The sequence below is a fragment of the Streptococcus suis genome, from assembly GCF_002960425.1.
Lineage (GTDB): Bacteria > Bacillota > Bacilli > Lactobacillales > Streptococcaceae > Streptococcus > Streptococcus suis_S.
The window spans coordinates 1-23,175 of the sequence record NZ_POIZ01000004.1; the positions used below are offsets into that span (position 1 = coordinate 1).

A 23,175-nucleotide genomic window follows, 5' to 3' on the forward strand; every position below is an offset into this window, starting at 1 on the left:
AGGGAAGCCTTTTTATATTGTACAAATAGCCACGATTCTGGCAAAAAGACCGACTATCAGACCAATAAACAGAAAAAGACAAACGCCTCTTAAGTGTTTGTCTTCAATCTGAAACTAGGCTGAATGTTCAGTCTAGTTTTCTTTTTACCCCAAAATAGTTGGTAGTTCTTTCAATGAAGCAACTACCCAATCGCTCTTCCAATTACCGTTTTCTCTTGTGTACTTTCCAAAACCTGTCAGTATTCGTACAGTATACATTCCCAAGGATTTAGCGGGCAGAATATCATTATCATATCGGTCACCAACATAGACAGCCTTATCTGCTGGAAGGCCAGACTCCTCTAAAGCGAGCTTGAATATTCTCAAATCTGGTTTGCATACACCAACCTCTTCAGAGAGAATTATCAGTTGAAAATAGGAGCTAATTCCCCACTCTTTTAGCAGTTCTTTCACACTACCAGACTGATTGGCAATAATCCCCAATCGATAGTTTTGTGATAACTTCTCTAAAATATCTATTGTTTCAGGATACAAGCTCACCCCCTCATTCGTCCATAAAGGACGTGGCGCGGACTGTGTAAAATATTGCCAGGCCGCACGAACTGGGTCCAACGACTTATGAGCATACTCCACCATTTTCTTTTTATAAGAATCTGCTGAGACCTCTATATCAAGTGACTGTAACTTCTTCACACACTTGTCTATATAGAATCCATAAGCAGCCTCTTCATCTAAAAGCGTCGAACCCAAATCAAAAAATATCCACTCTATCATCCCACTCTCCATCTCTTTTCAAAATTAGAATACTTAAATTAGTCTGTTTTTTTAGAATATCATTTTATCAATATCAAGGCAAAGAAAACTCTCCAGAAAAACCTAGAGAGTTTTACTAATTTCTCGCTTTGCTAGCTCGGGGATAAAACAGTCCACCGGACTTGTTTTTATTATAACCCTCGTTATACTAACTCGGGGATAAAACAGTCCGACGGACTATTTTATTTTTTCAAATTGTAGAATGAGTTCAAGCCTTTGTAGACTGCAACTTCACCAAGTTGATCTTCGATACGAAGCAATTGGTTGTATTTAGCGATACGGTCTGTACGTGACAATGAACCAGTCTTGATTTGGCCAGCGTTAGTTGCAACTGCGATGTCAGCGATTGTTGAATCTTCAGTTTCACCTGAACGGTGTGATACAACGGCAGTGTAGCCAGCTTCTTTAGCCATTTCGATAGCTTCAAATGTTTCAGTAAGGGTACCGATTTGGTTAACTTTGATAAGGATTGAGTTAGCAGCACCTTCTTTGATACCACGCGCAAGGTAGTCAGTGTTTGTTACGAAGAAGTCGTCACCAACCAATTGAACGCGTTTGCCAAGACGCTCAGTAAGAGCTTTCCAACCATCCCAGTCGTTTTCATCCATACCATCTTCGATAGTGATGATTGGGTACTTGTTAACCAATTCTTCAAGGTAGTCGATTTGCTCTGCAGATGTACGAACAGCAGCGCCTTCGCCTTCGAATTTAGTGTAGTCGTAAACTTTACGCTCTTTGTCGTAGAACTCAGATGACGCACAGTCGAAACCAATCATGATTCCGTTTTCGCCAGCTTCGTAACCAGCAGCTTCGATAGCTTCGATGATTGTTTCAACACCATCTTCAGTTCCTTCGAACTTAGGAGCGAAACCACCTTCGTCACCAACAGCTGTCACCAAACCACGAGCTTTCAAGATTTTCTTCAAAGCGTGGAATACTTCAGCACCCCAACGAAGACCTTCTTTGAATGAAGGAGCCCCAACTGGCAAGATCATGAATTCTTGGAAAGCGATTGGAGCGTCTGAGTGAGAACCACCGTTGATGATGTTCATCATTGGAGTTGGCAATACTTTAGTGTTGAATCCACCAAGGTAAGTGTAAAGTGGCACTTCAAGGTAGTCAGCAGCTGCACGCGCAACAGCGATAGAAACACCAAGGATTGCGTTAGCGCCCAATTTACCTTTGTTAGGAGTACCGTCAAGAGCGATCATAGCGCGGTCGATAGCTTGTTGATCACGAACGTCATAACCGATGATAGCGTCAGCAATCACGTTATTTACGTTGTCAACAGCTTTTTGAGTACCAAGACCAAGGTAACGAGATTTGTCACCATCGCGAAGCTCAACTGCTTCGTGCTCACCAGTAGAAGCTCCTGAAGGAACCATACCACGTCCGAAAGCACCTGATTCAGTATAAACTTCAACTTCAAGTGTAGGGTTACCGCGTGAGTCAAGGACTTCGCGAGCGTAAACATCAGTAATAATTGACATTATATTACTCTCCTTTGAGTTTAAAATAGTTACACTGCTATCATACCCTAAAATAAGGGATTTTTCAAGAAAAAACAGATATTTTACTGAAAGAAATAATGTAAACGTATTCTATTGCCTTTTTGCACTATTATGCTATACTAAAACTATGACTGATTTACATACAACTATCCTACAAAAAGCTTCTGGCGAAACCCGCCTAAACCCTGATCAACAACGTCAATACATGGGGACCTATCGCGAACGTGTTGTACTAGTTCTCACATTTGATGAATTGGTTCATGAAAATGTCAACAGCCGTTTTGACACTATCTGCCAAAAACTAGCCTCTCATTATCTTCCTCTCTTTCTCAAACTATCACCATCCTTGTCGGATAAGCAACAAATTTCCTTAATGAAAGTTGCTCAAACCTATGGCATTACGTCTGCTATCATCGATGAGAAAATCGGGCAATCTCCTTATGCTCTGGTCTTTCATACAGACCATGCTATTGACATGGAAGATATTAGCTTGGCAACCACCTTTCCAAATCTTGTACAAACTGTAGAAAAAAAGGAAGATACAAAACCTTCCTTCTGGAAAAAACTATTTGGTTAATTCTCTTTTTTCACAGTCATTCTTCCACCTAACTGGAGCATTCTCGCCACCTGTTCTGCCGTGCGGATCAGGTTTTTTTCTGCATATTTTAGCGTGTTTTCCAAACTGTCAACACTTGCGATAATCGGAAATGCGGCGCAGATATTTTCAAAAGGAAAATCAGGAAGATCATCCTTCAAACTACCACAAATGGCAATGATGGGAATGCCTGCTGGTGTTCGTCTAGCCACTCCTACAGGAGTTTTTCCAGCCAAACTTTGAGCATCCATCCGTCCTTCACCTACAATAACTAGGTCAGCCTCAGCAACCACTTGTTCAAAGTCCAACTGATCTAAGACAAAATCAATGCCTGTCTGAATATGGGCTCCTGCAAACTGCACCAAACCTGCTGCCATCCCACCACCTGCACCAGCTCCAGCCAATGTCAAGATTGCTGGGTTAACGAAATGATAAAAGGCAGCCAGCTCCTCGTCCACGCGCTCAAACTCTTCCGCTGCTAGTCCCTTCTGACCAGCAAACACATAGGTGGCGCCCTTAGGACCACAGAGTAAATTATCCACGTCCGTTACCAAATCAATCTGAACAGACGACAAATCAATACCTATGTCTTCTTGGGAAAAGTTCACAATCTTACCCAGATTGGCACCAATGGCTTCAAGCTCCTGACCCGATTGATCATAAAAATGAAAGCCCAGGGCCGATGCCATTCCAATACCGCCATCATGGCTGGCAGAACCACCAATTCCGATGAAAAACTGGTCGGCACCTTTCTGCACCAGTTCAACCAGCAGTTCACCCACTCCTCTAGTAGAAACTAGCAAAGGATTTCTTTTTTCTAGCGGAATACTGGCTAGTCCTACTATCTCAGCCATTTCAAATACAGCAAGACCATCTCGCATTGCATAGGTAACACATATCCTATCCCCAAATGGTCCTGTCACTTCTGTCTGGTATTTCTCCAAACCCAAGGCCTGCGTCAAACTATCAAGAGTTCCTTCACCTCCATCACCCAAAGGAAGCAAGTCATACTTTGCCTGTGGATAGACCTTTGAAAATCCCTTTTTGATTGCTTGGGCGACCTCTTCTGCTGTGAGAGATTCTTTAAAGGAATCTGGTGCAATTAGAATACGCATGAACATCCCACCTTTCTATATCATTGTAGCACTCCGTCTCAAGTCTTTCAAGATGAGGGAGAGGTTTTCCTGAAAATATGATATACTAAAACAAAGGAGATTCCTATGTATCAAACCATTTTATTCGACCTTGACGGCACCCTAACAGATTCCGGACAAGGTATCCTACATTCTGTCGCCTATGCACTGGACCAAATGGGGATTGATGAGCCTGACCTTGCTAATTTACAACGCTTTATCGGTCCACCCCTCTATGAATCCTTTTCCCGCTTTTATCAGCTAAATCCAGCAGACACTCAAGCTGCTGTCGATGCCTTTCGGGTCTATTTTAAAGACAAGGGAATGTTTGAAAACCAGCTTTACGATGGCATTCTGCCACTCTTGGAAGGCCTGAAACAAGCAGGAAAGACCTTGGCTATTGCCACCTCTAAACCAGAAGTCTTTGCCAAGCAAATTCTGGAATATTTTGACATCGCCCACTACTTTGATGTCATTGCAGGAGCCAGTCTGGATAGTAGCCGCATTAGCAAGACTGATGTCATCTCCTATGCCTTAGCACAGCTGGACCACGATCCGCAAACAACCATTATGGTCGGGGACCGTGAACACGATATAGAGGGAGCCCAGGCCAACCAACTAGCTTCCATAGGTGTCCTCTACGGCTACGGAAATCGACAAGAACTGGAAGAAGCAGGTGCTAGATGGATTATCGAAACCGTTCCTGATTTGCCAAAACTCTTGCTTATGCAAGATTAGAAAAAGCCAGCTATGCAACTGACTTTCATTTATTATAAGCTATCCAAAATCTCTATTAGTTTGTAGAGATTTTTTTCATTGATTTGATAAGGAGCCTGTTCCTGCACAATGGGCTTGGCACAGAAAGCCACACCAAGACCTGCTCCTTGAATCATCGGTAGGTCATTAGCACCATCTCCCATAGCAATCGTTTGTGATACATCCAAGCCATTTTCAGCCGCCCAGGCTTCCAAACACGCCTTTTTAATATCCTTGGTCACAATATCTCCCAAAACCTGACCAGTCAAGACACCGTCCACTACTTCCAAACGATTGGCGCGAACATAATCCAATTCCAACTGCTCTGCAAGGCGGTCCACTGTTTCATGAAAACCTCCTGACACAACCGCAACCTTGAAACCACGTGCCTTTAATTCTGCTACTAGCTCTGCCGCTCCTGGTGTAAAATGAATTTTTTCCATGATCCGATCGAAAACAGAAACAGGCAAGCCCTTCAACAAGGCAACACGCTCACGTAATGCTTCTTCAAAATCCAATTCTCCACGCATAGCACGTTCTGTAATGGCTGCAACCTGCTCGCCTACACCCGCTTCCTCACCAAGAAGGTCAATACCTTCTTCCAGGATGAGCGTTGAATCCACATCCATGACCAATAAACCTTTTGTCATTTTCCTATCCTTTCTTGTATAAAAATAAAAAGCCAAAGATGGCTCTTTATTTAGTAACGAATTGCTTCTCTTGTTTTTTCGTAAGAACGAACAAATCGTTCTGTTACGCCAGGTTCAACTGTTTCCAAGGCAAATGAAATTTCTTCAAAGGCTGCTTGGTAGTCAAAATCTCGTTCGAAAATGTCTAAGGAACGATTGAAGGCTGCTTGAATTCCTTCATCAGTTGAACGATAACGGTTAGAATACTGTAGGAGTTGCTCTGTCAAGGTCGCGTTTTGGACGATGAGATAGGCAAGCTCTTCTAATTGATTCATATCGTAGGTCGCATTTTCCAACAAACGATTAACAACTTCAATGTTGATACGCTTGTAGTCCAATTCTGCAATCAAGGCTTCCACATGATCACTTGTTCTAAAGAAGTTTGTCAAGAATTCTGCTGGGATACCTGGTAGATTGCGTTTCTCCATATAGCGTTTGAGAGTGTGCAACTTATTGATATAAAGGGTTGCTTTCTTGCGCGCTGTACTTTCTGATACTTCTTGTGATTTGAGGTACTCAGCCAATACAATTTGTTCTTCTTCGATTTCTTTCAAACTAGAAAGCGAATGTTCCAAGCGTTCTTCCAAGATTGAGTAAGCCACTTGTGGTGTCTCAATCCCCTCAACACTCTCAGCTACGACGATTTCAATGGTTTCCAAACGTTTTTTCAGCTGGTTGATACGAGAAAGCTTGCTATCTGCCAAGAGATAGTTGGCATTTAGACGTTGACTTTCTTCATCCAAGAGCTTGGTATTTTGTACCACGTGCTCCAAGAATTTTGGCAAGTTCTTGCTAATCTTATTAGCGGACTTATTCGCCTCAATCTCACGATTAAAGAGCTTATACAAGTGATCAATCTTGCCTTGAATACCTTCATTTTCAGCTTCTGCAGCATCCAAATCAAAGGAAACAATCAAGGCAGTATTTTCACGAATTGAAACGCGGATATTTTGGAATTGGGACTCGATATTTCCTTCTGTAAACAAGTAGTTTTGCTCCACAAGTTTACGATAGCCTGATTCCAAATCTTCCAACTGTTCTGGAAAATCCTTGCTCACACGTTCAATCAAATGAGGAATGCGATCCATAATCTGATTGAGGGCAATCATATGCTCCTCAGTCTTATCAAGGATTTCAGAAGCTTCAATCGGATCTCCAGATGAATTGAGCATAACAAACTCTGAGAACTCAACTTCAATATTCTTCAGTTGTTTTTCAAGTTCTGGCAGGGTTTCTCCAAAACTTTCAGAATTATCACGAACAGCGGCTTGTAGATTTTCAAACAAATCCAAGGCGTGTTTGACACGACCAGAGTTCTTCTCCTCTTGTTCTTTCAAATCCATCAAACCGTGACGGATAGAAGCAATGTCTTCTTCAATCAAGTCGATTTGGCTTTCAATGCTATCAATCGCATTTTTTGCACTGACAAAACGGAATGAATTGTTAAAGGCTTCTGCTTCAAAAATATGATTTTCAATATCGGCAAATGAATTGAGAGAAAGGTCTACCCATTTCTGATTCCACTCACGGAAGGAAACCTGACTTTGACCAATCAAGTGAAGGGATTTTACCGCTTCAACTTCTTCATTTACAGGGAGGTTAAATAGCTCTTCCTTGCGCTCTTCTAATGCAACCAAGAGGTTGTCATTGCGTTTGCGAACAATCAGGCAGGCTACATAGGCAACGATTAAGATAATAACAATCGAAACGATTAAGATGATTGTTCCTGTAGGCATGTAAATCTCCTTAGTTCATAGTAATTACTAGAAAATATCGCTTTATTATACCATAAATCTCTAGCTTATGCACTTGTTTTCTCAGTTTTTAAACATCTAATGTTGAATATACCGCATTTTCTTCAATGAATTCGCGGCGAGGTTCAACCTTGTCCCCCATCAACATATCGAAAATCTTATCTGCTTCTGCAGCGTCATCAACTGAAACACGCGCCATCAGACGATTCTCTGGATTCATGGTTGTTTCCCACAACTGATGGTCATCCATTTCTCCCAACCCCTTATAACGCTGGATGGTTGGTTTAGAACGTCCTGTACTATGTCTTTCTAAGGCTTCTTGCAATTCCTGTTCTTGATTGGCACCTGGTTGAATGTATTCCTTGATTTCACTTCCAACCTTAACCCCATAAATAGGCGGTTGAGCAATGTACACATAGCCAGCTTCTACAATCGGTCTCATATAGCGGTAGAAGAGGGTTAAGAGCAAGGTACGAATATGGGCTCCATCGACATCGGCATCGGTCATGATAACCAATTTTTGATAACGAGCTTTTTCCACATCAAAGTCCGCACCGAAGCCAGTCCCCATTGCTGTAAATAAGCTACGGATTTCCTCATTTGCCAAAATCTTGTCCATGCTGGCTTTTTCTACATTCAAAATTTTACCACGAATCGGTAAGATAGCCTGAAACTCACGATCACGACCAGATTTTGCTGAACCACCCGCAGAATCCCCCTCCACAATGAAGAGCTCTGTCTTGGTAGCATCGTTTGACGAACAATCCGCCAATTTACCTGGAAGATTGGAAATTTCAAGTCCTGACTTCTTGCGAGTGACCTCACGCGCCCGTTTGGCCGCAATACGTGCCTTGGCCGCAACAATCCCCTTATCCACAATCCGACGAGCAATCTGAGGATTTTCCAAAAGAAATTCTCCAAAAGCATCTGAAAAGAGTCTATTGGTAATTTTTACAACTTCACTGTTACCCAACTTTGTCTTGGTTTGGCCTTCAAACTGAGGACCAGGGTGTTTGACAGAAATAACCGCTGTCAGACCTTCACGCACATCCTCGCCCGTTAGGTTATCATCATTTTCCTTGAGGATTTTATTCTTCTTGGCATAGTCATTGATAACACGAGTCAGAGCCGTACGGAAACCTTGTTCGTGAGTACCACCTTCATGGGTATGGATATTGTTAGCAAAGCTGACCACATTTTCATGGTAGCTAGTCGTGTATTGCATGGCTACCTCGACTGTGATGTCATCCATTTCACCCTCTGTATAAATAGGTGTGTCAAAGATAACATCCTTGTTTTCATTGAGGTATTCCACGTAGGAAGCAATACCACCCTCATAGTGATACTCTTTGGTTTGTTCCATTCCCTCACGTTTATCCGTAATAGAAAGATTGAGACCACGATTTAGGAAGGCAAGCTCTTGGATACGCTTGTTTAATTTAGCAAACTCAAACTCTGTCGTTTCAGTAAAGATTTCTGGGTCTGGTGTAAAATGTACGGTCGTACCCGTGCGGTCTGCTTCACCCACAACCTTCAAATCAGCAACGACTTCACCACGACGGTATTCTTGGAAATAAACCTGACCATTTTTATAAACATGGACATCCAACTGGGTCGAAAGGGCATTTACTACGGATGAGCCTACGCCATGCAAACCACCAGAAACCTTATATCCGCCTCCGCCAAATTTTCCTCCGGCATGGAGAACTGTGAAAACTGTTTCTACGGCTGGACGACCTGTTTTTTCCTGAATATCGACCGGAATACCACGACCATTATCCACAACAGTGATGGAATTATCTGGTTCGATATAGACTTCAATCTTGCTGGCAAAACCGGCCAAGGCCTCGTCAATGGAGTTATCGACAATTTCCCAAACCAGATGGTGAAGGCCCTCTTTAGAGGTTGTTCCGATATACATACCTGGACGCATACGAACAGCTTCCAGACCTTCCAAAACCTGAATCTGACTGGCATCATATTCCTGTGCTTTTTCTTGTAAATCTTTGATTTCTTCTGTCATTCTTATTCCTTTATTTCTAAGCTTTGCTCTAAAAAAATCACAACAATTCATCAAACAGCTGATAAAACGGTGAAGAAAATGAGCATAAAAACTCTACAATAGTACCCAACATTATACCATATTTTTCGTAAAATTCCCACCAAAAAAGGAGCTGAATTTCTTCCTCAGCTCCCTACTTTTGAACACTTTGCTCCGCTAATTTTTATGAACCATGACTTTTGCAAGGCCTTGACCATCGCCACCAAGCAAGTCAACCAATTTGTAAGCAAAGTCCAAGCTGGTACCTGCACCTCGACTGGTAATAATTGGTCCATCTACGACTACATTTTCTGCAAGATGAATACCAGTGGAAATATCCGCTTCTTTCCCTGGGAAACAAGTATAGCGACGACCATCCAGTAAACCAGCCCTATCAAGAACAATTGGGGCTGCACAGATAGCCGCAACGTATTTCTCATTGGCTACTGCTTTTTGCAACTCAGCAATCAAACGGTCATCATCGCGGAGATTGGTGGAACCGGGCATGCCTCCTGGCAGGACAATCAAATCATACTGGCTCAAATCCCCATCAAATAGACAATCCGCTTCCACCTTGATAGCGTGCGAACCCTCTACACGAATACTGGTTAAACCGACCATATCACACTGAAAACCAGCTCTTCGCAAAATATCAACGGGGGCTAAGGCTTCAATTTCTTCAAAACCATTTGCCAAAACAACTGCGATTTTTACCATAGTAACCAACTTTCTAACGTTCTAACGTAATTTTTCTATATTTGCGTGATCTCACTTCTTCTTTTTCATCTGCTAGATGCGACTGGTAACTCATGGACAGTACCAAACCAACCCCAATCAGATTGGATACCATTGAAGAACCACCTTGGGAAATAAAGGGAAGGGGAATTCCCGTTAAAGGCAATAGCCCCGTGGCTGCTCCAATATTTTCAAAAACATGGAAAAGAAGCATCATAATGTATCCTGTTGAAATGTAAGTATAGTAGCGATTATTGGATTTTAATGTAATCCGCAACATCCGATAAATTAGCAACAAATACAAGCCAATTAAGACTGTCCCACCGATAAAACCAAAATCCTCCCCAATAACAGTAAAAATCATATCACTTTCTCGAACGGGAATCAGCAGATTTGTTTTATTGAACCCCAAACCTTTCAATCCACCGCTACCGATGGCAATCAAACTTTGAGCCTGTTGATAGGTCGTTGATTGTGCGTGTTTGAAGGGGTCTAGCCAAGCTGAAATACGGTTGATTTTATAGGTGTCCATCCCCATATTATGCAGGAAGGTTGTTCCACCTGGAGATACAAAAATCAGCATGAAACCACCAACCAGGACCAAGACCGTCAAAGCTGTCGGCAGGAGGATTTTCCATGACACACCAGACAAGAGGACCATGCCACTGAAGATGGCGATAAATACCAAGGAAGTTCCCAAGTCACTTTGCAAGGCTAATAAAACCAAGACAGGTAGTGTAAATAGGGTCATATAACCAATCAACATAAAATCTTCTCGAAGACCTCGTTCAGTATGGTGCTTATGGAAGGTGACAATAACCCTTGCAATCATGACAATATAGGATATTTTCATAAATTCCGACGGCTGAAAGAGGGTCATTCCTCCAATGGTTACCCAGTTTTTCGCACCTGTCGAAGCCACTAAATCTGGACTATAGAAGAATAGGGGAAGGACCATCAAGCCTAGACCAAGCACGTATAAAAACGGTGTTATCTGCCAGAGAAACTTGGTAGAAAAGAACATCACCAGGAATGCTGCCACAATACCAATACCAATCCAAGCAACCTGCTGCCCCACCATTTGCAACACACTATTGGGATAGTCTTGACTAACCGCGATAAAAAGGGCTATGATCCCTGCAACCAATAAAAAAAAGACTGGTAAAATGAGAGAATAGTCCACACGACTATCTATACTTCCTCTGTATTTCATCAAAAACCTCATACTTTCATTTTTAAGAAACTCTATTCACCAGCAAAGTGCTGAACTGTGAATACAGTTCTAAATATAGCTTTTAACATTATAGCAAAAAAAACGAAAAGGCTCTAGCAGGAACAAAAATCATCTGGATTGAATAGCAAATACCATAAATTTTTTATGCACCATTCAGCCAAAAACTATGTAAGAATACTAAGTGTCCTGTACTCATTTTCCTGCTAGCTTTATGAAAATTTTTTACTATTTGAAGCAGGGGCAACGATTAAAGAAGTCCAGGAACGACTAGGGCATGAAGATATAAAAACAACTATGAATATTTACGCTCACGTTACGGAAAATACAAAAGAAAAAACGGCTGAAAAGTTTGCCCAATTTTTGGGAATGTAACGCCAGCCGTTACCATTTCCGTTACCATTTCAAAAAGAAAACCATTCCCATAGCTCAGGAATGGCTTAAAATCAACGTTTCTAACGGTTTTATAACGCTGATTATTTGAGACCGTATTTTTTGTTGAACTTGTCCACACGTCCATCTGCTTGAGTGAACTTTTGACGTCCAGTGTAGAATGGGTGTGAGTCTGATGAAATTTCCACACGGATCAATGGGTAAGTTTCACCTTCGAATTCTACTGTTTCACTAGTTTTCTTAGTTGAACCGCTAAGGAACTTGTAACCAGTAGTTGTGTCCATGAAGACAACAGTGCGATATTCTGGATGGATATCTTTTTTCATTATAAAAATTCCTTTCTGCCATGGTCTCTTTCCGAGCCATAGATTATAACCATTTAAGTTTACCAAAACTTTTTTCTTCTGGCAAGTCTTTTTACCTATTTTTCAAATATTTTTAGTACATTAGAGTACAGAAGCGCCAGAAGCCAGGTCTGAGGTCACCCTTGCGCCAAATCCCCCTCTGGAAGGACCGCCCAAACTATCTGAAATTCGCTCTCGTCCAGCCAGAACTTTCTCAGAAAGTCCCGAAGTCACAAGAATCCTACCATCAAGCCCTATCAGCACCGCCTCGATACCATCTGTTGCTTCCACTATCTTATAAATATGAGGTATATCTTGACCAAAGAGGCGGGTCGTCCAAATCTCACCATCAACAGATTGCTTGGACACAATGGTCAAACTAGCCAACTGACTTTGGATAGGGTAGCCTGTTTCAGGACTTAAAATGTGGTGGTAGGTCTTTCCGTTTATCGTAAGGGTTCGTTCGTAAATACCAGAGGTGACAACCGATTCTTCTCCTATGTTGAGGACGAGGGCATTTTCACCACGTGGTTTCTGAGGATCCTGAATCCCAATTCGCCAATAACCATCTGGATTGTGGGGAGTTTGACCAAAGGTCAGAACATTGCCTCCCAGGTTAATCAGTCCAGCCTCCACACCAATCCTTTTCAAGAAGTCAACAATCTTATCTGCCACATACCCTTTTGCCAGAGCACCCAGATCAATCGCCATGCCTTCTCGTCTCAAATAAACTGTCTGCTCCTCATCATCTAATTCAATGTCCCTTGGATTGATGAGCTGGAGTTTTTCACTGATCATTTCTTGGCTTGGAAGTTTGGCATCGCTAAATCCAATTCGCCAGCTTTGCACAAGGGGACCAATGGTAATATTCAAAAAAGATCCCTGAGCCAGACTGTGTTCCTTACCCAATTTGATCAATTCATACAGGTCCTCCGCAACAGGAACCGCCTGAACACCTGCATTAAGGTTGACCTCCATCAATTCAGAGGTCAAGTCATTGGCAGAAAAGCGGTCCTTGTAGAGATAGAGAAGCTCTTCTACCTGATCCAAAATCGGTTCTGCCTGGGGATGCCAGATTTTAGTATCAATGACGGTTCCCATTAACCGAAGAGAGCGACTACTTGCTTGCATTCCTCACTACCTCTTGTATTTCTTGGTATATTTTCTCATTTTCGGAGAGTGAATAAGAGTTAGCACCACTTGCTAGTGGGTGGCCTCCGCCATCGTGGCGTTTGGCAATCTCGTTGATTGGAAGATACTTACTGCGTAGTCGTACGCGATAGTTTCCGTCAGTTTGTTCCACAAAAATCCCCCAAGATTGAATGATTCCAATCCGTCCTGGAGCCCCAACGATAAAGGAAGTGTCCGCATCGGTCACCTCGTATTTTTTGAGAATGTCCTGTGTCAAAACGACACGCGCCGCACCGTATTCATCCACTTCCAAGTTGTCGTAGACGTAGCCTGTCAGCTTGGCAATCTTGAAATCAATGGTATCCATCTGGCGAGACATCTTTGCAAAGTCAAAATCTTCTTGGCGGAGACGAGCAACAATCTCAAAGGTACGTGAACTAGTTGCTGGATAGAGAAAGCGGCCTGTATCGCCCACAATTCCTGCATAAAGTAAACGGGCAGTTTCTGCGTCTAGCTCCAGTTGGCTTTGAAGGGCCAATTCTGCAATCATTTCACTGCAAGAACTAGCTTCCGTATTGACCCAGAGCAGGTCGCCATAAGGCTCTTCATTGGGGTGATGATCGATTTTAATCAAGAAATCTCCTTGAGTGTAACGGTCATCATCCACACGTGCCGTATTGGCAGTGTCTGTCACGATAACCAGGGCTCCTTGATAGTCTTGGTCCGCAACTACGTCCATTCCTGCCATCCAAGCAAGATTTGGTTCCTCAAAACCGGTTACCTTGATGGTTTTTTCAGGAAAATTCTTCTGCAAAAGTTTCTGCAAGCCAACTTGACTACCGATGGCATCTGGATCTGGTCGTTGGTGGCGATGAATGATAATGGTGTCGTATTCACGAATTTTTTCAATAATAGTATGATAAATAGTCATAGCAACTCCTTTTCATCATTTTAGCACAAACTTCCCCTTTTGAAAATAATGGGAGTATGGTATAATAAGATTACTATGTAATTTGGAGGAAATTATGGCACTAGCAAAAATTGTTTACGCTAGTATGACTGGTAACACAGAAGAAATTGCTGACATTGTCGCCAGTAAGCTAGAAGAGTTAGGTTTGGAAGTACAGGTTCACGAATGTACGACCATTGAGACAGAAGAAATCTTGGATGCAGACTTGATTGTCGTTGCCAGCTACACCTATTCTTACGGTGGAGATGGTGAGCTTCCAGATGAAATTGTTGATTTCTATGCTGACCTAGCTGACTTAGATTTGACTGGTAAGGTCTACGGTGTTTGCGGTTCTGGTGATACCTTCTATGATGACTTCTGTAGTGCAGTAGATGACTTTGATGTCATGTTGGGGTCACGTGGTGCAGTCAAAGGTGCTGAAAATGTCAAGGTCGACCTGGCTGCTGAAGACGAGGATATTGTTAACCTTGAGCAATTTGCAACTGACCTTGCTGCAAAAGTAAATGAATAAGCATCTTAACCAGTAACAGCCGTTACTGGTTTTCTTAAAAGGAGAAGAAAATGAATTTGGAACACATTCGCGAACAAATAAATACGATTGATAGCCAATTGGTTGACTTGTTGGAACAACGTATGGAGTTGGTAGACCAAGTCACAGCCTACAAACGAGCAACAGGTAAGCCTGTTTTGGATACCAGCCGAGAAAAAGCTATCCTTGAAAGAGTTGGAAAATTAGTCCAAAAGGATGATTACCGCTCTGCTATTCAAGCGACCTTTAGTGATATGATGGCCCAATCGAGAGCCTATCAATCTTCCAAGTTAGAGAATCATGAGCAATAAGATGAAACAAGCCAGCCAACTCCTTTTCTTTGCTTGCTTAATTGGAGTCGGTGCAGGGATTATCACCACATTCTTTGGGAAAATTCTACTAGGGATTGGTGACTTACGGTCTGAATTCTTTACTTATCTAATTCCCTTTCTACCACTTGCAGGGTTGGTGATTGTTTTCGTTTATCAAAAATGGGGGAGGGAAGTCCAAGCAGGTATGGGCTTAGTCTTCAAAGCTGGACAAGGGGAGAATGTGCACATTTCTCCAGTGCTCATTCCGCTCATCATTTTTACAACTTGGCTCAGTCATCTTTTTGGCGCTTCCGTTGGCCGCGAGGGGGTAGCTGTCCAACTTGGAGCCAGTCTCTCGCATTGGTTACAAAAACAAGGTTTCACACACTTGCCTAAAGACATGATCACGAAGATTGGTATGGCTGCAGGTTTTGCGGGACTCTTTCAAACACCATTGGCTGCTAGTTTCTTTGCCATCGAAGTCTTGATTGTTGGTCAATATGCTTGGACTAGTCTTCCCTATTGTCTAGTTGCCTCTTTCACAGCTTCTACTACTTCTCATTTATTGGGATTAGAGAAATTTTCGCACGCCATCGCGACTACCTCATCCCAGTTTACAGATAGTTTCAAATGGATCTTGATTGCCATCTGCTTCGGATTTGTCGGTAATCTATTTGCCTGGTTTTTGGCACAAGCAAAAAACATCTCAACTCGATGGCTTCCAAATCCTTATATAAAAATTGCTATCATGGGAGTTGGACTAAGCGTTCTACTTTTCTTCTTCCATCAGGGGCGATATGCTGGTTTGGGAACCAATTTAATTGATGTCAGTTTAGCTGGGGAACAGGTATTTGCTTACGATTGGCTACTGAAACTCCTACTGACCTGTCTTTGTTTGGCCGCAGGTTTTCAAGGGGGAGAAGTCACGCCACTCTTTGCCATTGGTGCAAGTTCTGGGGCTGTTTTAGCAGGATTACTAGGTCTACCAACTGAACTTGTTGCAGCCCTTGGCTATTGTGCCGTCTTTGGAACAGCCACCAATACCTTGCTGGCTCCGATCTTCATTAGTTATGAAGTATTCGGCGCCAATATCCTACCCTATGCCATTCCTGTACTTGCCATAGCTTATCTAATAAACAGAAAACAAACTATTTATGGGATGCAAGTGAGGTGAAGTAAGGGAATCATAGTTTGCCTCATTTTACCTCCTAGTCATATTTTAGACAAAACAAACCTTTGAAATCAATTAGCTATTTCTAGATGACCTTCAATTTCATCATTATCTTCTAAAATATAACTTTAAAACGCCCTAGAAATCTAGAGCGTTTTTGTATTAACATAAAAAACTAAGAATTTTACTTACTTTCCGTTTTCAACTTGTTTCCGAAAACAGAATAAGCTAACAATCCCAATCCAACAATATAAATTAGGTAACCAAATCCAGGAGTTCCATATTTATAAACATAAAATGGATTCCAAATTATTACGGAAGCTATTTCAATAATCGCATAGCGTTTTACATTGTTTGTATTATTTTGAAATAAATTTAATAGTAATAAAAATGCAACTAGACATATTACCGATGAAACGATAGGATGATCAGCAAAAGCTGGTGTCGCAAGCAAGAATTTATTCATAATATTGAATGGCAATAGTTGCGAAATTACCAACAACACATTAGCAATTACTAAAAGTTTATTTTTAGAATATAGTTCCACTAGTTTATGAAAATCAAAGTGGGTTGTGTGTACTAACTCTTCTTTTTTAATAAAACGATTGTACAAATAAAGTACAAAAATGATAGATAATATTAAAAGTACCAACCGAATGAAATGATATCCAAATAGAAGTTTGCTTGATTGTGCTAAATTTGTCGGCATCTCAAACAGACCAAATGTAAAAAATGACATTACTGAAGATGCAAAATTTCCAACGTTATTTGCAAAGGCAGCACTTTGTTCAGATTCAATAACAGCTATCGATATAGTGGAGAGAATATTTAAAATCAGAAAAGTATCAATGACTCGGAAAGGAATAAAAATCTTTTCATTTCGATTAATCAAACCAACAATTTCTATAACTGAGCAAACCAAAAATAATGGAGCTATGTTCACTTTTCCGTAGATGTTCAAATTTCCAATTTGAAAAGTAGCATCATACATTACATTAAAAAACGTTGAAATAATAAGCACAATCTGGCTAATCAAAAGAGCTTTTAATATTTTTTCTAATTTCGTTCCACTTGCATTAAAATTACTAGGCTGTAATTCCATAATATACTCCAAAATATTCCTATTATCTCATCCGTATCTCCCCTGCAGGAATCGAACCTGCAACTAATTCTTAGGAGGAATTTGTTATATCCATTTAACTAAGGGAAGCTACTCTTCTATTTTACATCATAAAATAGAAGATTGCAAGGTCTGTTAGTCCTTACTGGATGTTCGATATTTTTCCATTTTCTTTTTAAATAGTTCGGCATTGCTGGGAGCTGTGTAGGAAATAGCGTTAGCTCCTGCTTCAATCACGCGACGAATGGATTCTTCAGTTGGACCACCTGTCGCAATGATGGGGAAGTCTGGGAGAACTTGACGGATTTTTTTCACCACGTTAGGAGTTTCTAATCCACAGGAAACGTTTAAAATATCTACGCCAGCCTCAATTCGTGATAACAAGTCTGCCTTCTCTGAAACGACGGTGTAGATAATGGGAATATCCGCCATCTTGTTAATTTCCTCAATGGTTTTAACATCCGTAGGACCATTGACCACAACAGCATAAGCCCCTTCTGACTCAGAAAGCAAACTCATATTGGCCGACCGCATTCCTGACGTTAGACCACCTCCAACACCAGCTAAAACAGGAACAGAGGCAACCATCATAACGCTTTTGAGAATGGCCGGACTAGGAGTAAAAGGATAAACCGCTAAAACCGCATCTGCATTATGATTAGCAATAATCGCCACATCCGTTGTAAATAAAACCGAGCGGATACGGCGACCATAAATACGAATACCACTACATTCCTTTATGATGTCAGGCACCTGCACAATATCCTGGCGTAAATCAGACAAAACAGCTGGAATAACTTGCTTACTCATACTCGACCTCCTCTATGTATAGTCTTTTAGTTTACTTTTAGTACTCGCTTCAAAGGTTCGGGGAACCTTTGAAGGCTGGAGATAGTGCGAACCAAGTTCGCCGCAAAAGAGCCGCAGGCATAACTCAATGCTTTCTAATTTCTAGGCATTGACTTGAAACAGTCCCCCAGACTGTTTCAATCAGGCAAGGTGAGTTAACGACGTAATAAAAGATAAACTAAATGACGATATATAGTAACAGTATAACATATTTTATGTAGGGAGATATAGTAAACATCTATTCTTGATCGCCCTTTATACATATAGATAGGTCAGATAGGAAGCTAGCTCTTACAAACAAAAAAGAAGCAACTTTCGCTGCTTCCTCCCATCTTAGCGACGGATTTCTTTGATACGCGCTGCTTTACCTTGCAATGCACGTAGGTAGTACAATTTAGCACGACGAACTTTACCGTAACGTACTACTTCAATCTTATCAACACGTGGAGTGTGGATTGGGAATGTACGCTCAACACCTACACCACCAGAGATTTTACGTACAGTGTACATTTCTGAGATGCCTTGGCCTTTACGAGAGATAACAACACCCTCGAAAATCTGGATACGTTCGCGGTTACCTTCGACAACCTTAGCGTGAACACGTACAGTGTCACCAGGACGGAATGAAGGGATGTCAGTACGAAGTTGACCTTCTGTCAAACTTTGGATCAATGGATTCATTTTATTCTCCTATCTTTGTCAATCATAGGTGCTTTTAAACCCAGCGGATAAACTGTATTTTTGTGCGTCCATTACACACAAAATAGATTATACTAAAATCCTCTTTTCTTGTAAAGAAAAATACTCAAAATATTGAAAAAAACAAGCGAACATTCGCCTGTTTTACAATCTTATTTAGCAGCTTTATAAAGCTCATCAACTTTGTTCCCACTCCTCAGCTACAAGGGCCTCGCTCCTTGTAGCACGGAAAGCCCGATTAGCTTTCCTAGAGGACTGACTAGTTTTTTCTCGGAAAAAGATGGTTTCCTCGAAAAAACGTCGCAGTAAGCTAGTAGATTAGTTGCTGAGAGCCTCTTTATAAAGCTCATCTACCTTATTCCAGTTAATCACTTCAAAGAAGGCTTTGATGTAGTTTGGACGGACGTTACGGTAGTTGAGGTAATAAGCATGCTCCCAAACATCAAGTGCCAGGATTGGTTTCAACCCTTGCATGATTGGTGTGTCTTGGTTAGCAGTAGAGATAACTTCCAACTTGCCTTCTTTATTGACAACCAAGAAAGCCCAGCCTGAACCGAAACGAGTTGTTGCTGCTGTAGTGAATGCTTCTTGGAAGGCTGCAAATGAGCCAAAAGTCGCATCAATATCTGCTGCCAATTCTGCTGAAATTTCTGTTTTTTCTGGTGAAAGCAATTCCCAGAAAAGTGCGTGGTTGAGGTGACCGCCGCCGTTGTTGATAAGGGCTTGACGGATGTCCGCAGGAATTTGCTCTACATCTGACAAGAGTGCCACCAAGTCTTCACCGATTTCAGGGTGTTTTTCAAGGGCAGCATTTGCATTTGCAACATAAGTCGCATGGTGCTTGTCATGGTGCAAGGTCATTGTTTCTGCATCAATATGTGGTTCCAAGGCATCGTAAGCGTATGGAAGGTCTGGTAAAATAATTGCCATTTTTGTACTCCTCTGTCTATATGATAACTTTATTGTACTCCATTATGAGAGCCTTTTCAACTTATTTGTCTGACTAGTTACCAGAAATTTTTAGTAAGGCTAGATCAAATAGATAGTCCTTCTCAAAAACACCCGTTTTAATTTGATAGTCTGTTTCAATCAACAAGGCCACTACCTTTTTCAGAAATCCAATGGATAGGTAACGGGAATCTCGAAGGGCAAACTTCACTTGGTAGGGATTAACCTTTCGACCTGTTACGTCAGACAGCTCTACCACTATCTGCTGCTCACTCTTACCCTGCTCTTTCAGTAGTTGAACCTGCAAATAGGTGCGGAATTGGGTCAGCATAATGGCGATCAACTTGATTTCATCCTCCCCCTGTAAGCGTAAGTCACGAACAAGTTGACGGGCCTCATCGATGTTCGATTGGAGAACCATTTGGGTCAAGTCAAAAATATTGTCCTGCAGCGTCTTGGGAATAGCGGCATCAATATCTGCCATCCTAATCAGATTTTGTCCCTTATAAGACTGTAAAAAGGCTAGGTTCTTACTAATTTCTGCAAAATCAAAATTAGATTTGACCAATAAGTATTGAAAAACATCTGCCGCCATCTGCAAGCCTAGTTGATTGGCCTCTTTTTGAAAATAGTTCTTTAAATCCATTTCTTTCAACGGACTGGCTTCTAAAACAAGACTATCTCGTTTGAGGATTTTGACCAGGCGACGCTTGCTGTCCAACTTACCTGGGGCTAGGATGATCAAACGGGTTGTTTCGACAGGATTTTCCAAATAAGCCTCAAACTGCTTGAGTTCATCATCCGTCAAATGCCGCTTCTTATCCGTCGTCAAGTCTGCAAAATAATCCAGTATGACCACTTTTTCATCTGAAAAAAAGGGCAGAGATACCAAATCCAGATCAACCTGACTGTAATCAGCCTCGGACATATCAAAATAGGCAAAACCTAAATCTGCTGGATCAAATTCGACCCGTCTTAACAGTAAATCCTTGGCAATCTGATATTGACCAATATCCTCACCGCATAAAAGGGTCAAGGAACCTAATTTTTCTTTTTTTAACTTCTCAATCTGTCCAATAATTGTCATATCATCCTCTACTTCTTTCTCCATTTTACCATAAAAAGACACCCAGCAGGTCACTGGGTGCAGACTAACTGAATTTTTTAGCAGTGGATGGAATCGTCAACTTCCTATCTTGCTGGCTTGTAAAGGGAACAAGTGGAGGACGTACTCTTTCCATGTAAGCCATCACTTCTTGACCATCTGGTGCCAACTGAAGCAAGGCATAAAAGGGGTCATGGTAAAAGAGGAAGATATAACCCTTTTCATAGGCTTCATTTATCCACTTGGTCTTAGCAGCAATACTATCCATGGGATAATCATCTACAGCCGCAACCCAAAGCGGATTGCGATGGGCATGGGTCAGTAGTAAATCTGCCAGGTGGATGATGGTTTCCTGCCCTTGTTTGAGCAATACGAGGCAATGCCCCTTGCTGTGTCCACCTGTCCTGTGCATTTCAATACCTGGAAGGATTTCAATGGAGGAAGCAAAGGTTTTGACTTGCGTTTGAATGGCTTCCCAATTTTCCTTGAGATAGGTTCCACGAGTACGAGGATTTGGATAACGAACCTCATCCCACTCAATCTCATTGATATAGATGGTTGCATTTGGGAAGGTTGACACCAGCTGCCCATCTTTCAATCTGGTCAATCCTCCCGCATGGTCATTGTGCATATGGGTCATTAACACACCATCAATTTCTTCACAGCTATAGCCCAAGCTAGCCAAGCTCTCAACAACCTTATTTTCAGATAAAACCCCCAGATTTCGTCTAAGCTTGGCATCTAATTTTTCAGTTCCCAAGCTGCTATCAATCAGGAATTTCTTCTCTTTGTATTCAATCAAAATCGGGTCCGTCAAATCCGCCAGCAAACCATCTTCGGTCGCTGGATAGTATCTGGACCAAACCGCCTTGGGAACAGGCCCAAACAGGGTACCTGCATCGGTATATTTGTCAGCTCCCCGTAACCAAGTAATCCTCATTTCCCCAAATTCAAATTCCTGTAACATCTTCCCTCCCCTATCTGATGACCATTATACTATAAAATCCTTCCCTAAATCACCTATTCTTATTCAACTGGTGGACTATAGAACTTCCGTATTTCTTCGTAAATAAAATTTTCTGCCTCTCCCACCCGTTTACGATAAGGCCGACATAGCCAGATATTAAAGGGCAAAGCATCGCGAAAGCGCACCACAGTAAACTGACTTTCATCAATCAATTCCTCAATGCTACTCGGTAAGATGCTGATGATGTCATTTCCAGCCGTTGCAGCAACCAAATAATCCCAAGAAGATGACAAATGAAGCCGTTGGATAGTTACATTTTCATCTTTTAATTTCTGAGTAATATTGCTATAGCTGGTAAAGTTTTGATTGAAGGTAGTCATGGGATATGATTGCAAATCCGTCCATTCAATCCATTCCTTACCTGCTAGGGGATGGTCTTTATCCATAAGGGCAATGTACTCGTCCTTGTGGATGAGGTGCTGTTCGTATTTTTTATCATCGAGATTGGTTGGCTCAATAAGAAGGGCAATATTCAAGTCATTGTCCATAAATTTTTTCCATAAATCCAAGCCACCACCCTCAAAAATCTCTATATTGATGTTAGGGTAGTTGATGTAAAAGGTTGGCAGAAGCTGGGAAAAATAGGCTCTCAAAATCACGGACGGTACCCCTAGTCGAATAGTCCCTTGCTGTTTGGCCGCTTCTTTCTGAATTAAATCCTGCATTTCTTCATACCTAGCAATGATTTCTGTGGAAAAGCGGTAAACCATGCGACCTGCTTCCGTCAGACCATCTAAGCGACCATTTTTTCGATTAAATAATTGAATTCCCTCACTCGCTTCAAAATGTGTAATAAATTGACTTAAAGCAGATTGGCTAATATGAATTTTCTTGGCTGCAAGAGATAAATTACATCTACACTCCACGATATTGATTAGATACCCCATTTGTACAATATCCATGCCCATATACTACTCCTTTTTAGGTAATTCCCTAAACAATCAAACTCTCCTCTATCAGTCTGGAAGAAATGACTACATAATTGACACAAACAGCTTACACAACTGGCATTTTATTTCCTCAGCTTCAGCCAGCTGTCTGAAAGTGTTTCAAAAACTCCACACTTCGTCACTCAAATCAAGAAAGTTCGACCCGATTTCTAAAAATATAAGGATTTTATAGAAGAGGTCACAGTAAAATACCTCTTCATTTTTACACGATTTTATTTATATCATTATATCATATATTTGACTTTTTTGCTCACTTTTTATGGGGATAATCTCTATTTTCTTAGCAAATCCAGGTCTACCGTAAGACAAAAAGAAACGAACAAACCCGCTTGACTTTCTACAGAAAACAAGTGTGTTTGTCCGTTTTTTA

Annotated in this window: 23 protein-coding genes, 1 tRNA gene and 1 pseudogene; 6 read left to right on the forward strand and 19 right to left on the reverse strand. The window is 41.5% G+C overall.

What is annotated here, in order from left to right; all coding sequences use genetic code 11:
• Positions 1 to 144: 144 nt before the first annotated feature.
• Together C1G57_RS00060 and eno are read right to left on the reverse strand one after the other, a co-directional pair.
• The gene (locus tag C1G57_RS00060) at positions 145 to 774 is read right to left on the reverse strand and encodes an HAD family hydrolase (protein WP_105113225.1); all 630 of its coding nucleotides are present in this window, start codon (positions 772 to 774) and stop codon (positions 145 to 147) included.
• A 221-nt stretch (positions 775 to 995) separates the two neighbouring features.
• Entirely contained in the window at positions 996 to 2,303 is a 1,308-nt protein-coding gene (gene eno / locus C1G57_RS00065; protein ID WP_099871461.1) for a surface-displayed alpha-enolase, read from the reverse strand.
• 148 nt (positions 2,304 to 2,451) lie between these two features.
• Between eno and C1G57_RS00070 the strand changes: the two genes are divergently transcribed.
• A complete protein-coding gene (locus tag C1G57_RS00070) occupies positions 2,452 to 2,901 on the forward strand; it encodes a DUF1694 domain-containing protein (protein WP_105113226.1) in 450 nt (149 codons plus the stop codon).
• Here C1G57_RS00070 and C1G57_RS00075 read toward each other — a convergent pair.
• Positions 2,898 to 4,034, reverse strand: coding sequence for a glycerate kinase (locus C1G57_RS00075; protein WP_105113227.1), 1,137 nt, complete (start codon positions 4,032 to 4,034; stop codon positions 2,898 to 2,900). The genes C1G57_RS00070 and C1G57_RS00075 overlap by 4 nt on opposite strands.
• Before the next feature lie 105 nt (positions 4,035 to 4,139).
• On the opposite strand from C1G57_RS00075, the gene C1G57_RS00080 reads away from it, so the two are divergent.
• Complete coding sequence (locus C1G57_RS00080) at positions 4,140 to 4,790, forward strand: HAD family hydrolase (RefSeq protein WP_105113228.1); 651 nt, start codon at positions 4,140 to 4,142, stop codon at positions 4,788 to 4,790.
• A 32-nt stretch (positions 4,791 to 4,822) separates the two neighbouring features.
• On the opposite strand, the gene serB is transcribed toward C1G57_RS00080, so the two are convergent.
• The 5 genes from serB to C1G57_RS00105 all read right to left on the reverse strand — a co-directional run bounded on the left by serB (position 4,823) and on the right by C1G57_RS00105 (position 11,252).
• A complete protein-coding gene (gene serB / locus C1G57_RS00085; protein ID WP_105113229.1) occupies positions 4,823 to 5,458 on the reverse strand; it encodes a phosphoserine phosphatase SerB in 636 nt (211 codons plus the stop codon).
• A 50-nt stretch (positions 5,459 to 5,508) separates the two neighbouring features.
• Positions 5,509 to 7,233: a septation ring formation regulator EzrA gene (ezrA, locus tag C1G57_RS00090; RefSeq protein WP_105113230.1), complete on the reverse strand. Its 1,725-nt coding sequence runs from the start codon at positions 7,231 to 7,233 to the stop codon at positions 5,509 to 5,511.
• 88 nt (positions 7,234 to 7,321) lie between these two features.
• The gene (gyrB, locus tag C1G57_RS00095) at positions 7,322 to 9,274 is read right to left on the reverse strand and encodes a DNA topoisomerase (ATP-hydrolyzing) subunit B (RefSeq protein ID WP_105113231.1); all 1,953 of its coding nucleotides are present in this window, start codon (positions 9,272 to 9,274) and stop codon (positions 7,322 to 7,324) included.
• Positions 9,275 to 9,469: 195 nt separating this feature from the next.
• The gene (locus tag C1G57_RS00100) at positions 9,470 to 10,009 is read right to left on the reverse strand and encodes a DJ-1 family glyoxalase III (protein WP_105113232.1); all 540 of its coding nucleotides are present in this window, start codon (positions 10,007 to 10,009) and stop codon (positions 9,470 to 9,472) included.
• A gap of 13 nt (positions 10,010 to 10,022) precedes the next feature.
• Positions 10,023 to 11,252: an FtsW/RodA/SpoVE family cell cycle protein gene (locus tag C1G57_RS00105; protein ID WP_105113233.1), complete on the reverse strand. Its 1,230-nt coding sequence runs from the start codon at positions 11,250 to 11,252 to the stop codon at positions 10,023 to 10,025.
• A 231-nt stretch (positions 11,253 to 11,483) separates the two neighbouring features.
• Between C1G57_RS00105 and C1G57_RS00110 the strand changes: the two are divergent.
• Positions 11,484 to 11,633: pseudogene (locus C1G57_RS00110) on the forward strand (tyrosine-type recombinase/integrase); the annotation flags it as partial.
• A gap of 101 nt (positions 11,634 to 11,734) precedes the next feature.
• Here the strand turns inward: C1G57_RS00110 and C1G57_RS00115 are convergent.
• The 3 genes from C1G57_RS00115 to C1G57_RS00125 form a co-directional block, all read right to left on the reverse strand.
• Positions 11,735 to 11,977: a type B 50S ribosomal protein L31 gene (locus tag C1G57_RS00115; RefSeq protein WP_029177151.1), complete on the reverse strand. Its 243-nt coding sequence runs from the start codon at positions 11,975 to 11,977 to the stop codon at positions 11,735 to 11,737.
• A 120-nt stretch (positions 11,978 to 12,097) separates the two neighbouring features.
• Positions 12,098 to 13,126: an FAD:protein FMN transferase gene (locus C1G57_RS00120; RefSeq protein WP_105113234.1), complete on the reverse strand. Its 1,029-nt coding sequence runs from the start codon at positions 13,124 to 13,126 to the stop codon at positions 12,098 to 12,100.
• A complete protein-coding gene (locus tag C1G57_RS00125; RefSeq protein WP_105113235.1) occupies positions 13,113 to 14,057 on the reverse strand; it encodes a DHH family phosphoesterase in 945 nt (314 codons plus the stop codon). Before C1G57_RS00125 ends, C1G57_RS00120 begins: the two co-directional genes overlap by 14 nt.
• Positions 14,058 to 14,151: 94 nt before the next feature.
• Here C1G57_RS00125 and C1G57_RS00130 point away from each other — a divergent pair, with 94 nt between their 5' ends.
• Genes C1G57_RS00130 through C1G57_RS00140 form a run of 3 tightly spaced genes read left to right on the forward strand, consistent with a single transcriptional unit; the run spans position 14,152 to position 16,110 of the window.
• Positions 14,152 to 14,607: a flavodoxin gene (locus tag C1G57_RS00130; protein WP_105113236.1), complete on the forward strand. Its 456-nt coding sequence runs from the start codon at positions 14,152 to 14,154 to the stop codon at positions 14,605 to 14,607.
• A 50-nt stretch (positions 14,608 to 14,657) separates the two neighbouring features.
• Positions 14,658 to 14,936, forward strand: coding sequence for a chorismate mutase (locus C1G57_RS00135; protein WP_105113237.1), 279 nt, complete (start codon positions 14,658 to 14,660; stop codon positions 14,934 to 14,936).
• On the forward strand, positions 14,926 to 16,110 hold the full coding sequence (locus C1G57_RS00140) for a chloride channel protein (RefSeq protein ID WP_105113238.1): 1,185 nt from the start codon (positions 14,926 to 14,928) through the stop codon (positions 16,108 to 16,110). Before C1G57_RS00135 ends, C1G57_RS00140 begins: the two co-directional genes overlap by 11 nt.
• Positions 16,111 to 16,291: 181 nt before the next feature.
• On the opposite strand, the gene C1G57_RS00145 is transcribed toward C1G57_RS00140, so the two are convergent.
• The 8 genes from C1G57_RS00145 to C1G57_RS00180 all read right to left on the reverse strand — a co-directional run bounded on the left by C1G57_RS00145 (position 16,292) and on the right by C1G57_RS00180 (position 22,757).
• Complete coding sequence (locus C1G57_RS00145; protein ID WP_105113239.1) at positions 16,292 to 17,209, reverse strand: hypothetical protein; 918 nt, start codon at positions 17,207 to 17,209, stop codon at positions 16,292 to 16,294.
• A 36-nt stretch (positions 17,210 to 17,245) separates the two neighbouring features.
• A tRNA-Arg gene (locus C1G57_RS00150) sits at positions 17,246 to 17,317 on the reverse strand.
• A 45-nt stretch (positions 17,318 to 17,362) separates the two neighbouring features.
• Positions 17,363 to 18,037, reverse strand: a complete 675-nt coding sequence (locus C1G57_RS00155; RefSeq protein ID WP_105113240.1) for a hydrolase — start codon at positions 18,035 to 18,037, stop codon at positions 17,363 to 17,365.
• A 372-nt stretch (positions 18,038 to 18,409) separates the two neighbouring features.
• On the reverse strand, positions 18,410 to 18,757 hold the full coding sequence (gene rplS / locus C1G57_RS00160; RefSeq protein WP_011921928.1) for a 50S ribosomal protein L19: 348 nt from the start codon (positions 18,755 to 18,757) through the stop codon (positions 18,410 to 18,412).
• Positions 18,758 to 19,093: 336 nt separating this feature from the next.
• Positions 19,094 to 19,705, reverse strand: a complete 612-nt coding sequence (gene sodA / locus C1G57_RS00165; protein ID WP_105113241.1) for a superoxide dismutase SodA — start codon at positions 19,703 to 19,705, stop codon at positions 19,094 to 19,096.
• A gap of 73 nt (positions 19,706 to 19,778) precedes the next feature.
• Positions 19,779 to 20,810, reverse strand: coding sequence for a DNA polymerase III subunit delta (gene holA, locus C1G57_RS00170; protein WP_105113264.1), 1,032 nt, complete (start codon positions 20,808 to 20,810; stop codon positions 19,779 to 19,781).
• Positions 20,811 to 20,874: 64 nt separating this feature from the next.
• A complete protein-coding gene (locus C1G57_RS00175; RefSeq protein ID WP_105113242.1) occupies positions 20,875 to 21,795 on the reverse strand; it encodes an MBL fold metallo-hydrolase in 921 nt (306 codons plus the stop codon).
• Positions 21,796 to 21,854: 59 nt separating this feature from the next.
• A complete protein-coding gene (locus C1G57_RS00180; protein ID WP_105113265.1) occupies positions 21,855 to 22,757 on the reverse strand; it encodes a LysR family transcriptional regulator in 903 nt (300 codons plus the stop codon).
• Positions 22,758 to 23,175: the final 418 nt, after the last annotated feature.

Bases quoted from the DNA above. Each gene is read 5' to 3' on its own strand.
- C1G57_RS00060 (WP_105113225.1), bottom strand. From the start codon at position 774: ATGATAGAGTGGATATTTTTTGATTTGGGTTCGACGCTTTTAGATGAA.
- holA (WP_105113264.1), bottom strand. From the start codon at position 20,810: ATGACAATTATTGGACAGATTGAGAAGTTAAAAAAAGAAAAATTAGGT.
- C1G57_RS00070 (WP_105113226.1), top strand. From the start codon at position 2,452: ATGACTGATTTACATACAACTATCCTACAAAAAGCTTCTGGCGAAACC.
- gyrB (WP_105113231.1), bottom strand. From the start codon at position 9,274: ATGACAGAAGAAATCAAAGATTTACAAGAAAAAGCACAGGAATATGAT.
- C1G57_RS00140 (WP_105113238.1), top strand. From the start codon at position 14,926: ATGAGCAATAAGATGAAACAAGCCAGCCAACTCCTTTTCTTTGCTTGC.
- serB (WP_105113229.1), bottom strand. From the start codon at position 5,458: ATGACAAAAGGTTTATTGGTCATGGATGTGGATTCAACGCTCATCCTG.
- C1G57_RS00125 (WP_105113235.1), bottom strand. From the start codon at position 14,057: ATGACTATTTATCATACTATTATTGAAAAAATTCGTGAATACGACACC.
- C1G57_RS00075 (WP_105113227.1), bottom strand. From the start codon at position 4,034: ATGCGTATTCTAATTGCACCAGATTCCTTTAAAGAATCTCTCACAGCA.
- C1G57_RS00155 (WP_105113240.1), bottom strand. From the start codon at position 18,037: ATGAGTAAGCAAGTTATTCCAGCTGTTTTGTCTGATTTACGCCAGGAT.
- ezrA (WP_105113230.1), bottom strand. From the start codon at position 7,233: ATGCCTACAGGAACAATCATCTTAATCGTTTCGATTGTTATTATCTTA.
- C1G57_RS00100 (WP_105113232.1), bottom strand. From the start codon at position 10,009: ATGGTAAAAATCGCAGTTGTTTTGGCAAATGGTTTTGAAGAAATTGAA.
- C1G57_RS00180 (WP_105113265.1), bottom strand. From the start codon at position 22,757: ATGGATATTGTACAAATGGGGTATCTAATCAATATCGTGGAGTGTAGA.
- C1G57_RS00135 (WP_105113237.1), top strand. From the start codon at position 14,658: ATGAATTTGGAACACATTCGCGAACAAATAAATACGATTGATAGCCAA.
- eno (WP_099871461.1), bottom strand. From the start codon at position 2,303: ATGTCAATTATTACTGATGTTTACGCTCGCGAAGTCCTTGACTCACGC.
- C1G57_RS00080 (WP_105113228.1), top strand. From the start codon at position 4,140: ATGTATCAAACCATTTTATTCGACCTTGACGGCACCCTAACAGATTCC.
- C1G57_RS00130 (WP_105113236.1), top strand. From the start codon at position 14,152: ATGGCACTAGCAAAAATTGTTTACGCTAGTATGACTGGTAACACAGAA.
- C1G57_RS00145 (WP_105113239.1), bottom strand. From the start codon at position 17,209: ATGGAATTACAGCCTAGTAATTTTAATGCAAGTGGAACGAAATTAGAA.
- C1G57_RS00105 (WP_105113233.1), bottom strand. From the start codon at position 11,252: ATGAGGTTTTTGATGAAATACAGAGGAAGTATAGATAGTCGTGTGGAC.
- rplS (WP_011921928.1), bottom strand. From the start codon at position 18,757: ATGAATCCATTGATCCAAAGTTTGACAGAAGGTCAACTTCGTACTGAC.
- C1G57_RS00115 (WP_029177151.1), bottom strand. From the start codon at position 11,977: ATGAAAAAAGATATCCATCCAGAATATCGCACTGTTGTCTTCATGGAC.
- sodA (WP_105113241.1), bottom strand. From the start codon at position 19,705: ATGGCAATTATTTTACCAGACCTTCCATACGCTTACGATGCCTTGGAA.
- C1G57_RS00175 (WP_105113242.1), bottom strand. From the start codon at position 21,795: ATGTTACAGGAATTTGAATTTGGGGAAATGAGGATTACTTGGTTACGG.
- C1G57_RS00120 (WP_105113234.1), bottom strand. From the start codon at position 13,126: ATGCAAGCAAGTAGTCGCTCTCTTCGGTTAATGGGAACCGTCATTGAT.